This is a genomic window from Enterococcus sp. DIV1314a, from assembly GCF_051713805.1.
GTDB classification, from domain to species: Bacteria; Bacillota; Bacilli; order Lactobacillales; family Enterococcaceae; genus Enterococcus_I; species Enterococcus_I aquimarinus.
In genome coordinates this window covers 1,189,814-1,204,046 of record NZ_JBIOQP010000001.1, presented here as the reverse complement: position 1 = coordinate 1,204,046, position 14,233 = coordinate 1,189,814, and the positions used below count along the sequence as shown (strand labels likewise).

The 14,233-nt window shown below is 38.8% G+C and carries 11 protein-coding genes; 2 read left to right on the top strand and 9 right to left on the bottom strand.

What is annotated here, in order from left to right; genetic code table 11:
• Nucleotides 1–43: 43 nt before the first annotated feature.
• The 3 genes from IGI68_RS05765 to IGI68_RS05755 form a co-directional block, all read right to left on the bottom strand.
• Entirely contained in the window at nucleotides 44–625 is a 582-nt protein-coding gene (locus tag IGI68_RS05765) for a nitroreductase family protein (RefSeq protein ID WP_438731284.1), read from the bottom strand.
• 588 nt (nucleotides 626–1,213) lie between these two features.
• Nucleotides 1,214–2,413 (bottom strand): NAD(P)/FAD-dependent oxidoreductase, encoded by a 1,200-nt coding sequence (locus IGI68_RS05760; RefSeq protein WP_071875295.1) that lies wholly within the window; start codon nucleotides 2,411–2,413, stop codon nucleotides 1,214–1,216.
• A 22-nt stretch (nucleotides 2,414–2,435) separates the two neighbouring features.
• Nucleotides 2,436–3,347: a prenyltransferase gene (locus IGI68_RS05755; RefSeq protein ID WP_273229840.1), complete on the bottom strand. Its 912-nt coding sequence runs from the start codon at nucleotides 3,345–3,347 to the stop codon at nucleotides 2,436–2,438.
• A gap of 92 nt (nucleotides 3,348–3,439) precedes the next feature.
• Between IGI68_RS05755 and IGI68_RS05750 the strand changes: the two genes are divergently transcribed.
• The gene (locus tag IGI68_RS05750) at nucleotides 3,440–4,420 is read left to right on the top strand and encodes a polyprenyl synthetase family protein (RefSeq protein ID WP_438731279.1); all 981 of its coding nucleotides are present in this window, start codon (nucleotides 3,440–3,442) and stop codon (nucleotides 4,418–4,420) included.
• A 46-nt stretch (nucleotides 4,421–4,466) separates the two neighbouring features.
• Here the strand turns inward: IGI68_RS05750 and cydC are convergent, their stop codons facing one another.
• From cydC to IGI68_RS05725, 5 genes are all read right to left on the bottom strand, one after another.
• The gene (gene cydC, locus IGI68_RS05745) at nucleotides 4,467–6,212 is read right to left on the bottom strand and encodes a thiol reductant ABC exporter subunit CydC (protein WP_438731276.1); all 1,746 of its coding nucleotides are present in this window, start codon (nucleotides 6,210–6,212) and stop codon (nucleotides 4,467–4,469) included.
• Nucleotides 6,205–7,926, bottom strand: a complete 1,722-nt coding sequence (gene cydD, locus IGI68_RS05740) for a thiol reductant ABC exporter subunit CydD (RefSeq protein ID WP_438731273.1) — start codon at nucleotides 7,924–7,926, stop codon at nucleotides 6,205–6,207. The genes cydC and cydD overlap by 8 nt, the downstream gene beginning before the upstream one ends.
• Entirely contained in the window at nucleotides 7,923–8,945 is a 1,023-nt protein-coding gene (cydB, locus tag IGI68_RS05735) for a cytochrome d ubiquinol oxidase subunit II (RefSeq protein WP_438731270.1), read from the bottom strand. The genes cydD and cydB overlap by 4 nt, the downstream gene beginning before the upstream one ends.
• Entirely contained in the window at nucleotides 8,945–10,372 is a 1,428-nt protein-coding gene (locus IGI68_RS05730; RefSeq protein ID WP_211272582.1) for a cytochrome ubiquinol oxidase subunit I, read from the bottom strand. Before IGI68_RS05730 ends, cydB begins: the two co-directional genes overlap by 1 nt.
• A gap of 265 nt (nucleotides 10,373–10,637) precedes the next feature.
• The gene (locus IGI68_RS05725) at nucleotides 10,638–11,420 is read right to left on the bottom strand and encodes a sulfite exporter TauE/SafE family protein (protein ID WP_438731266.1); all 783 of its coding nucleotides are present in this window, start codon (nucleotides 11,418–11,420) and stop codon (nucleotides 10,638–10,640) included.
• Between the two features lie 637 nt (nucleotides 11,421–12,057).
• Here IGI68_RS05725 and IGI68_RS05720 point away from each other — a divergent pair.
• Entirely contained in the window at nucleotides 12,058–12,819 is a 762-nt protein-coding gene (locus IGI68_RS05720) for a helix-turn-helix domain-containing protein (RefSeq protein ID WP_071875288.1), read from the top strand.
• A 72-nt stretch (nucleotides 12,820–12,891) separates the two neighbouring features.
• Here the strand turns inward: IGI68_RS05720 and IGI68_RS05715 are convergent, their stop codons facing one another.
• Complete coding sequence (locus IGI68_RS05715) at nucleotides 12,892–14,112, bottom strand: MFS transporter (protein ID WP_169818107.1); 1,221 nt, start codon at nucleotides 14,110–14,112, stop codon at nucleotides 12,892–12,894.
• Nucleotides 14,113–14,233: the final 121 nt, after the last annotated feature.

Here is a 14,233-nt window from a genome sequence, read left to right as displayed (position 1 = left end):
AAAATGCCATGCATTCAGTTGAATCTGAATACACGGCATTTTTTTATAATAAGGAGGATGCCCATTGCTTGACGGGTGACCGTTTGGCTTTTGGTGTTGATAACGTAGGATCTGCGTAACCTAAACGATAATTCGCAATCAGTTGATAGTTTGCAGGAAAGCCTAGTTCTTCTGATAATTCTTGGTCCATAACAAACGGACTCGATGCCCAAAAACCAACGAGACCTTCTTCATACGCCAGTAAAGAGAAGTTTTGAATTAAGGCAGCCGTTGCTTGGATCGCATCCGAATCAAGGCGAGGATTTTCAGGAATTAGCTCACGAGCAAACAAAATCGTCGCCGGCGCTTCTTTTAACAACCGCGTCATTTTAGTCGTAAACTTTTTCTGACTTTCCTCATCATGAATGAGCCCTTTTCGTTCATATGTCGCAATCACTTTTTCATAAAGCCAGTCTTTTTCTGCGGGTGTCGTCACAATTTTAGCTTGCCATGGTTCTCGTTTATGAAAAGGAGCGTAACTCGCTTTTTCTAATAATTGATAAATTAATTCTAATGATACCGGTTGGTCTAAACTTTTTTTGGAGGTTCGTCTGTTAATGATTGCTTCTGTGATCGTACGTTGCATAAAACTTCCGCTCCTTTGATTGTTATCTATTTTTGATTCATCTTAGTTTAACTTGTCAAAAGAACACGAGCAATTTTTTTGCTTGTTTCATGACGATCCGCAATCTAAAGGCGACGGTCATTGTTCGAAGAGAGACTAAAAAAAATAGGATCGTTGAAAAAAGTGTTGAAGAATGATACGAATATCAAGTATCAACACAAAAAGTTATACAACCAACTTAATTATTTTTATCTCTAATTTCTTCTAATATGCGTATAATCTTTAAAAGATATTTGAACATAAATACCACTATCAGACCTTTCACTATTATCATTCCTACGTTTATATACAAAGCCAATTCAGCCATGACCATTCTATACACCATCTATTTTAATATTTTTTTACATTATGATTTAGGCAAAATGAATGATTGCCAACAATGACAGAAATCTTACCAAAAAAGGAGCTGTGACTTTTGCCACAACTCCTTTAAATCAAACGATTGCATTCTATGCTCACCATCGCAGGGCCATTGAACACCCTCTGTTATTTCAAAATAAAACAAGCGAACATAGACGATGATTCAGCCTTCTTATTCAACTATTGAATTTATCGATACAAATCAAAGCGGCCTTTCGCCATTACTTCTTTCACGCCACCCGTTTCTAAGAGTGATTTATTCATGATCATTTTCTTCACAAATGAAGCAGGATAGCCTTTAACATTGACTTTTCCGACAAGTCCAAATGCATGTGCATTCCCAATCGATGCCACGGAACCTAACGATTGGAACGAAAAAGCTTTCGTTGGTTGGTTCTTTAGTTGGGCTAAAAGATTACGTCCAGCATGTGCACCCATTTTTAAGGCAATTTGAGCGGTTGTTGGATACGGACGATTCGTTAAGGGATCGATGACCGCACTGACATCCCCAATGAGATAGATATTTTCGTGTTTAGGATCGCGTAGATCAGGGTGAACACTTACGCGACCTCGACGTTCTTCAAAGCCTGATGCCCCAATAACTTCGCTTCCGCTAACCCCGGTGGTCCAAATAATCGTCCCCGTTTGGAGTTCTTTTTCTTCTTCTCCATCCGCATAGACGACCGTATTTTCTTTTAATCCTTTGATTGCCTTACCTGTCATCAAAGCAACATCCCATTTTTTCAATTTATTGAGACAATAGCTTCTCAACTCATCATTAAACATTGGTAGAATCGAAGGTGCGGCTTCTACACAAAAAATCGTGATTTCTTCTGGTTTCACTCCAGCCCGTTTGGCAAAGGCTTTTTTATTTTCAACTAAGGAACCCACTAATTCAATTCCTGTAAAGCCTGCGCCACATACCGTAATATTTAAATATTTACGATCTTGCGTTGCTTGATATTGATCCATCGCTGTCAAAATATGGTCGTGAACTTTTCTAGCGGAATCAATATCAACCATTTCTAACGCATATTCTGTTGCCCCTGGTATACCGAACGTCTCTGAACGGAAACCGAGCGCAACAACTAAGTAATCGTAGGTAATCACACCGCGATCTTTTAAAACAACTTCTTGCTTTTCGGGGTCAATTTTAAGTACATCATCTTGAATAAAAGTGGTCTTGGCTGGGTCGACAACATCGCTAATTTCATAAGTGATTTTTTCCCAAGGTTGTGTGCCTGCCGCTACTTCATGTAAATCGGTTGATTCAAAATGGTAACGATTGCGGTCCACTAACGTAATACTAAAATCCTCTTTGCTTTTTTGTAATTCTCTTAACGTTCTTAATCCAGCGTATCCAGCGCCTAAAATTGTCACATTCTTCATGACTGCCACTTCTTTCTTTTGTTTAAAATAAAGGTATTAACAAACCTACTAAATAGGTAAGTACTTGGATTGTTGAGCCCACTGCAAGGATTTTTACCGCGCAGATAAAGGTCTCTTGTTTATCTTGTTTTTGTAAAAAACGTGTTGTTTGCTGCCAAATAAAGGGAACGATCAGATAACTTAACAACACGCTCAGCGGTGCTAAGTTTAGGATAACGGAAAGTCCGATACTCATGAGCGCAATCACATTCATCGTCACAAATAACGATAAGGCTCTTTTTTTACCGATATAATGAACTAATGTATAGCGTTTATTTTTACGATCTTCTTCTAAATCACAAATATTATTTGCTAACATTAAATTGGCAATCCACATGGTATTTGGCAAGGCAATGATAACAATACTCAATACTTCAAAAAAATGCCAATGAAATGCTTCAAAAGCGTTTAAATAGACGCAAATCAGCGAAATCATGATCCCCATCGTCACTCCAGAAAAAACTTCGCCTAATGGCAGACTAGAAAGTGGTTTAGGACCAGAAGAATAAAAGATTCCCACAGCGTAACAATACAAGCCCATCCAAAATAATGGCCAACCGACTTGAGTGGCTAACCATAGACCAAGACCTGCCGAAAAGACAATCATACCGGTCATCAACCAAAATAAAAGACGAAGCGAGAGCTGTTCACGACCAATGATATTCGTCTTTTCTTTATAATCGTGCTCCTCAGTCGCATGTTTATAATCATTGTAATTATCTAAAATATCAACGGCCATATTAAAAATAAACATCGCCACAAAGTAAAGCCCAACATATCCTAAATGGAGGGTACCATAGCGATAATAACTGTAACAAAGACCAATTAAAAAAGGCAATACACTTGCCGTTTTGGCTTTCATTTCTACAAGTTCAAAAAATAGTTTAATTGTCATAAAAACTCCTTTGTTTTATAGGCAGATATTTGCCTTTTTATGCATAGATAAGCTAGAATGATGAAGAATGTATTTATAGAAAGGATACAACAATGCTTACTTACTTGAACGATTATCCCATGATTCAAACAAAACTCCAAGCTGTCTGCTTATTAATTGAAGAACGACTCCAGATTGAAAATACTGAAATCAGAAAAGCGCTCATTGACTTAACCAATGCGGGGGGGAAATTTCTCCGACCCACTTTTTTCTTCTTATTTGCCGAGCTAGGAGATAAAGAGAAACAAAATCCTGAGCAATTATTAAAAATTGCAGCGTCACTCGAAATTCTCCATATGGCGAGTCTTGTTCACGACGATATTATTGACGATTCTCCTTTGCGCCGAAACTTGATTACGATCCAGGCCCAATATGGCAAAGATGTTGCGGTCTATACTGGCGATTTGTTATTCACTATTTTCTTTGACTTGATTATCGAGAGTATGAACGGCTCTGCTTATCTCGCTAAAAATTCGGCAGCCATGAGCCATTTGTTGCTAGGCGAACTCAATCAAATGGCTGATCGATTCCACACTGACAATACAGTGGAAAATTATTTACACAATATCGATGGCAAAACCGCTGAACTCTTTGCCTTAGCTTGTTTAGAAGGAGCCTACTTTGGTCATTGTTCCGAAGAAACAGTTGGACTTGCCGAGAAAATTGGCCGAAATATTGGAATGGCCTTTCAAATTTATGATGATATTCTTGATTATACAGCTGACAAAAAAGCCTTGAAAAAACCGATTTTAGAAGATTTAGCTCAGGGAGTTTATACGTTACCATTGTTAATGGCGAAAAAACGACATCCTGAAGCCTTCATGCCTTATCTTTCAAAAGGGGCAGACATCACAGTGGAAGAAGCAAAAATTGTAGCTGATTTAGTCGTGACGTATCAAGGAGTGAAAGAAGCGAAAGCTTACGCCAAAAATTTCACGAATGAGGCACTCACATTAATTGACCGCTTGCCAAAAGGCGAAACAAAAAAATTGTTGAAAAAACTAACGACTTATTTATTGTTACGCACCTCTTAAAAAAGAGTTGAGACGATGACCGTCTCAACTCTTTTTTGTAGTTTTTTTACGAACGCCCTTCATCGATGGCTTTTAATTGTTGATATCTCAGGCTTGTTTTGGCTAATTCTTCTGGCGAGCCTGAGATTTCTAAAATGCCTTCTTCAATAAAGATGACTTGGTCCATTTTTTCAATCCCTTGTAAATGATGCGTAATCCAAATCATCGTTTTATCTTTTAGTGTGGTTAAAAACGTATCAATCAAGGCTTGTTCTGTAATCGGATCAAGTCCAACAGTTGGTTCATCAAATAAAATAATCGGCGTCTCTTTTAATAGCAAGCGCGCTAGCGCCATGCGATGACGTTCGCCACCTGAAAAACGTAGTCCAGCTTCATCCACCATGGTTGCGAGTCCATCCGGTAGGCTTTCGACTAAGTCTTTTAAGCCGACTTGTTGCAAGACTTCCCAGACTTTTTCTTCACTCGCCGTCGGATCTCCTAAGCGTAGATTATTTAAAATAGTCGTATTAAATAAATAGGGACTTTGTTGAATGACACCCACATAATTTGCGATGGCATCGCCAAATAGTGGTGTCGGAATTCCGTTTAAACAGACTTGACCTTGCTCAGGTACTAAATCGCCGCGCAATAAACTGGCTAGCGTGCTTTTACCGGAACCACTCCGGCCTAAAATCGCCATTTTGTGCCCCGCAGGAATCGTTAAATCAAGTTGTTTTAAGACTTGTTTCGTGCTCTTTGGATACGTAAAAGACAAATTCTCAATTGTTATTTCAATCGGGTCGTCTAGTACCGGATGCGCCTCTACTTCTTCTTTTACCGATAAATGATTCAATCGAACAATTGATTCCTTGTAGCGATTGGTCTCTTCGGCTGCTGAAGGCAAGACGGAAAAGGCATCAATTAACGGAAAGACACTTAAGACAAAAGCGGCGATCCAATTGGCTTTACCACCATGATTGCCAACAAAACGTTGACTAGTCCATAACAGCAAGGCTAAAAGTATTAGCCCAAAGACACATTGAATTAAAAAAGCCCTGCGATTATTAAAGCGACGCATCGCTTGTTGAACAGTTAATAATTCGGCTTGATTCGCTTCATGTAACGCCACATATTCTTCGCCTCTTTGGCTAAAAATCCAATCTGAAACGCCTAACACATTATCCGTTAATTCAGTATATAAGCCATTTTTATAACGTTTTTCTTGTTCTTGGCGTGCGCCGTTGACGAGAATCGACCAGACTGGCATGACAGCTACTAATAAAAAGAACAAAAGCGCCATCACAAGGGCAAACCAAAGGGAAAAGAAACCTAACGCGATGACAATAAAGAAATACAGAAGCCACGCAATAGCTGTGGGGAAAATCGTCCGTAAATACAAATCTTGAATATGGTTGATATCTTCCGCTAGTAACCCTAAAATATCGCCCATTCGGTAGTGACGCTTCACGAAAATCCCATCAGTTTCCAACGTTTGATACAATTTCAACCGTAATTTAGAGGTCATTTTCAAGACCCAATTATGACTGACCAATCGTTCAATATAACGAAAAACCGGCCGACTAATCCCAAATCCTCGCGTAAAGACAATGGGAATATAAATTAATAAGATATTTTCAGGTAACGAAGCTGCGCGACTAATCAAATAACCAGAGTTAAACATCAACGCTGCGGCACTAAAGAATGTCAGGAAGCCTAAAAAAATGGCTAATAGTAATGTTTTTTTGTATTGCTTCATGAAGGGTTTCACCCAAGTATCTTGCGCAAAAGCACTCAAAAGCGGAATCTTAAACATCGGCTTCCCTCCTCATTTGTTTTGTGAGTTCATAAAAATGTCCTTTTTGAGCAGTCAACGATTCAAACGTTCCCATTTCAACAATCGTTCCTTCTTTCAAGACAATGATCTGATCCATTTGATGCATCCAATGCAGACGGTGCGTTGCAAAAAAGACTAAGCGATCGGCCATTAAGGGTAACATTCGTTCCTTTAATTCAACTTCCGTCTCAATATCTAAGTGCGCTGTTGGTTCATCAAATAGTAAAATATGACGTGATTCATCTAAAAAGGCGCGTGCTAAAGCAATTCGTTGGGCTTGTCCGCCACTTAATGTCCGCGCACCGCCTCCTAGGAGTGTTTCTAGCCCTTCTGGCAGCTCTGCGACTAATTCATTCAGTCCGGCCACTTCAACTGCCCGTAGCACGGCAGCCTCACTTGCATCAGGTGTATAGAACGTAATGTTTTCTCGTAAGGTCGTTTGGAAAATATAAGGATTTTGTGGGATATAAATCATTTGCTCTTGCCACTTTTTGTGAGCAAAATGCTGCATCACTTCCCCATTAACGATACCACGACCTGAATCGGGGGTCACAAATCCACTAAGTAAATTGATTAAGGTTGATTTCCCTGAACCACTCATGCCAATAATCCCTATTTTTTGATGCCCCTGAACGTGTAAATCCGCCACATTTAAAACGGTTTTGTCCTCATACGAAACTTGCATCGCTTCAAGACAGAGCGTACTATCTGCTTGCCAAGGGGTCATCGATAAGGCTTGGGTCGGTACTTCTGGAACTTCTAACACTTCGCGAATGGCGCGCATGGCGTTTTTTCCTTCTAATGTTGCATGATAATCAGCAGAAAAATCACGAATCGGCAAGAAATATTCTGGCGCTAAAATTAAGACTGTCAAAGCAGGGAAGAGAAAAATCCCTTCATTGATTAGACGTAAGCCTAACATCACCGCGACAATCGCAACCGAAAGCGTCGTAAAGAAATCTAAGGCGAAACTTGAAAGAATGGCAATTTTTAACGTACTCATCGTGGCCTTCCGAAAAGACTCACTTGTTTGGAAAATACTTTTCCCGTAACGCTTGCTTAAGCCAAACATTTTTAGCGTATCGATGCCGCGCAAAGAATCTAAAAAATGATTCGATAACACTTGGAAAGAAGCGTACTGACGATCCGCTTTTCCTCTAGCAGCGTAGCCTAAAAGCACCATAAATAAAATGATTAAAGGATAAATGGTGATTAAGATGAGTCCCGATTGGAGATCCAAATAAAAAATAAACGCTAAAATAATCCAAGGAATCAACATCAGATTGATGATTTTGACGAGAATTAAGTGAATATAATTTTCCACTTGGGTAATTCCTTCTAGGGCCATAGTGGTCATATTCCCTGTTCCTTGTTGCTGGACGATGCTCGGTCCAACCCGGAATATTTTTTCCAGTAACGCTTTTCGTAGTCCTTTACTTTGCTCTGCCGCATAGTGATCTAACAGGTGATCGCGCAACCAGATACTCGCATGACGCGCTAAATAAATCACTAAGAAACCGACTAGCCAGGTTATCTGATCTTTCATCAAATCCCCTTGCCATAAATTCGTGATGATTCGAGCTAACGTATAGGCTTGCCCAATAATGAAGAGAGCTTGCAAAACCGCAAGTCCTGCAAGCATCCCCATTATTTGTTTAATTTTGGACAAGCTCATTAAAGCTTTATCCATCATTGCTTGTACCCCACTGAATCCTCGTCATGACGGATTCTTCCTCTAAGAATATAGTAAGACCATGCAATATATCCTAGGACAAATGGTAAAATCGTGAGCGAAATGAAACTCATTATTTTTAAGGTATAAGGCGATGAAGACGCATTTTTGATTAATAAATCAAATTCCGATGAGATCGAACTAATCATCACTCGTGGGAATAAGCCGTTAAACAATAGCGCGACTAACGTGACAAGTGTCAAACCACTCGCAAAAAAGGCTGTTCGCTCTTTGCCATAATTCAAGGAAACATTCGCAACTACCGTTAATAAAACCATCACTGCAAGTAAGAGAGTTGTTGAGAGGAAACGATACTCAAAGAAATCGGTTTGCATATAAAGCAACGCCGCAAAAATAACTAACCCAACATACAACACCCAATATAAGGCTTGCGCATGATTTTTTGCCTTCAATCGAACCGGACCGGTCGTTTTCATCGCAATATAGTTCATACCATGTAAATACGAAAGCAGCGTTAATGCGATACCGCCAACAATTGAAAAGAGATTAATATAATCAGTGAACGTCGCCATCATATTCCCATCCGCATCCAAAGGCATTCCTTGAACGAGATTCACGAATAAGACCCCAAAGAAAAATGGAATCATAAAGCTCCCTAGACTAAGCGTCCCCGTCCAAATCTTTTTATATTTTGGTTGGCTTTTTTCACGAAACTCAAACGACACGCCACGAATAATCAACCCAACTAAAATCAGTAACAAGATTAAATAAAATCCACTAAACAAAGACGCATACCAATATGGAAAAGAGGCAAACATGGCGCCGCCAGCTGTCACTAGCCAAACTTCATTGCCATCCCAAATCGGTCCAATCGTTTCAATTAATTGATCTTCTTCTTTTTCGTCAAAAGCGAGTGTTTTTAAAGACATGCCCACACCAAAGTCAAAGCCTTCTAAAAAGAAAAAACCGGCAAAGAATAATCCAATAATCAAAAACCACAATAGTTGTAAGCCGCTCATTAATACGCACCTCCATCAAATGGATCTTTTGGCATTGCCTGATCCAACTTCTCTTGCTCTTCTTGTGCTTCTGGCCCTTTATGTAACTGACGATTGACAAAGTACACCATCACGCCACCTAAAACAAGGAACAACGTGAAATACGTAATATTTGAAATCAGTAACGAAGTCGCAGAAACATTTGGTGAGATACTATCTTCAATTTTGAACAAGCCATAAACAGTCCACGGATAGCGCCCTAATTCAGTCACTAACCAACCTGCTGTATTCGCTAAAAATGGCGTGATTGTCATTAAAGAAGCAACCCATAACATCCAACGCTTCTCATATAAAATCGGATTTTTCTTCCGTGTAAAGAATAGTCCCAAACTTGATACTAAAAGGGTTAACATCGCAATTCCTGCCATAATTCTAAAACTCCAAAACAAGGTGTTCACCGGTGGGTAATAATCCCCTTCTCCGTGTTCTTCCACCAGTTCGGCATTAATGGTATTCATGCCCTTTACATAACCCGAAGGCTTGTTATACGATAAAATACTTAACATATACGGCACTTCAATGCCAAAGACGCGTTTTTGTTCATGCGTATTCATCCACGCAATCAGCGTCCATGCAGCCGGATCGCCTGAATCCTCATACAGTCCTTCTGTCGCAGCGAACTTCATTGGTTGATCATGAACAAGAGCCTTCATTTGTAGATCACCAGTTCCTAAGGCAGACAGTGACCCAACGAGTGCTACCACAAAACCAATGCGTAGTGATTTTTGATAAATCGTACGACTCACGTCACTTAAGTTCTTCGTTCTTAATAACTGAATGGCTGCCATTCCAGCAATCGCAATTCCCCCCATGATAATTGCTCCAGCAATCACATGTGTAAATTCATAAAAGACTTGTGGACTTGTAAATAACGCGACAAAATCAGTCATTTCTGCTCGTCCATTGTTAATCGTGTAGCCAACTGGATGTTGCATGAAACTATTGGCAACTAAAATCCAAAAGGCAGACATTAACGTTCCAAAACAGACTAACCAAATAAATGTCACGTGTAATTTCGGACTAACTTTATCCCAAGTAAATAACCATAGTCCGATAAACGTTGATTCTAAAAAGAAAGCTAACAACGCTTCTACTGCTAGCGGTGCACCAAAGATGTCTCCAACAAAGCGTGAATAATCCGACCAGTTCATCCCAAATTGAAATTCTTGGATTAACCCTGTTACGACTCCGACAGCAAAGCTTAATAAGAAAATATTCGCCCAGAATTTCGTCATTTTTAAATAAAGGTCATCTTTCTTAATCACATACATTGTTTCCATTATTGCGACGATAAACCCTGTCCCAATAGAAAATGGCACAAAAAAGTAGTGAAAAATAGTTGTCATAGCGAACTGTATTCGCGCAAGTGTTACGATATCCAAATCCATTTTGTATTCCTCCATTGTTCTTTATTCAGATAAAGAAACGGATCATGCAGTGTTTTCAATAAAACAAGTATAATTCAACTTTAAACTAATGATAACAAATAATTTTTTCACAAATACAGAGGAATTATCTTTTTCATTACGCTCATTGACCGTCTTTTCTTCCATTACAATCATAGTTTTTTTTTCGAAAAAAGCAATTAATCTGCTTATTTTAAAAGGATTTCATTTCAAATGAGGATTCTCTTTGTTTCATAAAAGAGAATTCTCACAAAAATAACTTAATGCCGTTATATACATTGATGATTAGTACAAGTAAAATAACAAATTGAAAAACCATTCCCACTTTTTTTGAGGGCAATAAACCACTGAATTGGGCACCTAAAAAGCCACCGATGATCGCCGCGACAATGATATACGGTAAGACGCTTAGATCAAAGGCCGCAAAACCTGTCGTACTCGCAATCGTCACTAGTTTCGCCAATTGTGAAAAGAAAATCGTCCCAATTGAGTAAACGGTCGCTTCTTTAATCGGCAACGAAAAAAGTAAAATCAGTAGTGAAACATTGATTGGACCGCCCCCAATTCCTAGCAAACTTGCTAAAAAGCCTAATAATAACCCACAAAGGAGATACCATATAACACGCTTCAATGAGAAACGAGGCCGGTTCAAACGCGTGTATAAAAACGCAAATATTAAGGTAATAATCGTCAAGATAATCTGAATCAGTTGTACCCAACGGTCACCCGATAATCGTTGCAACAGTTGATCCAGTGTAAAGCTTCCGATTCCTCCGCCCAATACCGCACCAAATGAAACCCAACCAGCAAGTTTCCAATCGATGGCAATCCCATTTTTTATTTGGCGATACGTCGAAACAAGCGCCATCACAAAAACAGCAACCGCCGAATAAAAAGAAATGGCTGCGACACTATGGGCACCAATCATATCAAAAACTGGCTTAATGATAACACCGCCACCCATCCCTGAAATGGCTCCCAACGTATTGGCTAAGACAATCACTATAAAATACACAATTCCGATATTCATCGCATTCTCCCTTCTATTTTATTTGAAGAGTACTCTTTTAGGAAGTAAGCGTCATCCTCTTCCATTTTCCCGTTCTCTTTTATCCTACTCCTTTCATTTCGGATACACAATCTGAAAAACAGCTATTCCGACTAAAACAAGACTTTTGCTAGATTGTTCTCCCATATTCGGCACAAATAAAAAACATCCAATTATATCATTTTTTATTTCTACCTTCAAATTCCTCATTCTTTGTGAACGTCAACTAGAAATAAGCTTTTGTTATAACATTTCCGTTTATTTTGCTTTCACAAATTCCACTGATTTCTACCAATACTTTAAAGGTTTTGCCAATAACGAGGTCTTATTGCGAAAAACCGCTTTTCTGAGCTCTTTTTAAGAGGCTATTTTATTAAGAACCGTGTGTTATCAAGCTTTCACTTTTATCATTTTGACTAATCCTATCGGTTTTTAGCATTTACTTCGTATTTTTATTTATTTTCGCGTCATTTTGCTCGAAAAAACCATAGAATTAAGAAATATCTTCATTTAAAGTATCAAAAACCTCATCTTTTGACAAATAACCACCTACTTTTGCAAAAATCGAAAATATGACGTAAGTGTTAATTTGGTATGGTATCTCCGAGGTGAAATGAACATGTTTAGTCAACTATTAACGAAGCAAGAACAAATGATTTATCAAACATTGAAAAATGGCTCGTATCCTATTGATTTTTTCTCCAAAGTAACTCTTTCGCCCTTTGATCAGACGATTGATGAAAAATTATTTCCGTGGCTCGTAGAATCGCACAATCAGCGAACTTCCATTACAATGACACTCACCCATTCGCCCGTACAAATGCTCGATTGCTATGCTACTTTACTGCAAAAAAATCCTCATCTTCAGTTATGTTGGTATTTGATTCAACATCCGTATAGTCGTCTTTGTGAATTAAAGGAGTCTTTGTACTTCAGCACTTCCACTATTCAGCGACAAAGCATCACCTTGTCCACCTTCCTTGCATCCTATAAATTACAACTATCGTATAACCACGACCCTGTCATTAAAGGCTGCGAAGTCCAGCTTCGGTGGTTAGCTTGGGGGTTGTCATTAATATTTGATCCGCCATTTAACTGGTATGATAACAACGAACTCTATCAACGTTTAAAAGAAGTCCAACAAATGAGAATTCAAGCAGGTCAAACATTAAACCATTGTGCGACGAAAGAGTTGATGTATCTGCCAGAACTTCCATATCAAATCAGCGAGAGAGGATGGGAATATTTAGTCAAACAAATACTAGGCTTAGCCGTTCCCACAATGTCTCTAACGTCCTCTTCTATCTTCCATTTTTTCCAAAATGAAGGACAATTCTTTCAACAATATCAACAACAAATTCTCCAGTCATCGTCGCAATAATCAATCAAATAAAAATGCTAGAAAGACGAAACGATCCGTCCTTCTAGCACTTCATCATGATTGTGTGTTTTCTTAGTAACTCTCTGTAGGTGCTTTTGCGAATTTATTGACTAAAGAGAATATCAGCGTTCCCACTAAAATAATCCCAATCGCTAAATAAAAAGCATAGACTTTAGAACCGGTAATATCCGATATCGTGCCCGTTAACGAAGGAACGATGACAGAAGCAGTCATTCCGAAGAAATTAAACACCCCATAAGTCGTTGCAATACTCTTACGTGGGGCAAATTGACTTAACCAAGAAATAATGATGGGTTCAACTGCTAATTTCCCAAAGAAACCATAGGCAATGATTCCGACAATGGTAACCGTTTGATTGGCCGTTCCGACCATAATAAATAACATCGTTGCGGCCATTAACTCTAACGCGATAATAATCGGTACTTTTTTATGCGGTATTTGGTCCGCTAAACGACTAAAGACTAACGCTCCTGGAATCGCTGCGAAAAAGACTAAAGAAGACACAAGACCGATTGCAGTTCCTTCAAACTGACGTTCCGTTTCAAGGAAGTTCGGTAACCATGTATCGATTAAATAATACGCATATAATGTTGAGAAATATAAAACATATGCCGCAATCATATGTGGACGAAAGAGTTGTTTAATGGTTGATCCTTTTTCAGCCAATTGTGCTTCTTGCACTTTCGTTTTTTGTTCGACTGGCTTCATTTGCTCTTTTTTGATGACTTTCGCAAAAACAACGGTCATGATGGCAATCAAACCCGCCGTCATCCAAATTAAGCTTTGCCAAGGTAAAATACCCGTTCCGACAAAGTAACTAGAAGAAACAAGTCCTAGACCACTTCCGACAGCGGTTCCACTATTAACGATTGCCGTTGCAAGACTTCGTTTATTACTTGGAACATATTCAGCTGTTAGCGAATAAGCCACCCCATAAAACGTTCCACAACCCAAACCTGCAAAAACGCTTCCTAAAAATAAGACCGGTAAAACATTCGCCATCGCGACAATAATTGTTCCTAAACCAAACAAAATAAATCCTGGAATTAAAATGGTTTTTTTACCAAATTTATCCACTAACATCCCCGATGGAATTTGCATCATAACATAACCTAAAAAATAAAAGCTTGAAATACTACCCAATTGTGAATCGGTTGCGCCACCAAAATAATCACTAATAATCGGATAGATTGGCGTTAAAACCGTCCGATAAATCCAAATTACAATCCAACCAACCGTTAATACTGCAACGATTTTTTGCCAGTATGGCATTCCTGTTTTCTTATCTACCACGTTCATCATCCTAACTCTTGTTTTATAACCTAATCATAACGAATTTGTCTTCTGAATTCTTTATTCATAATAACCAAATAAATAGAAAAGATTGTTGGGT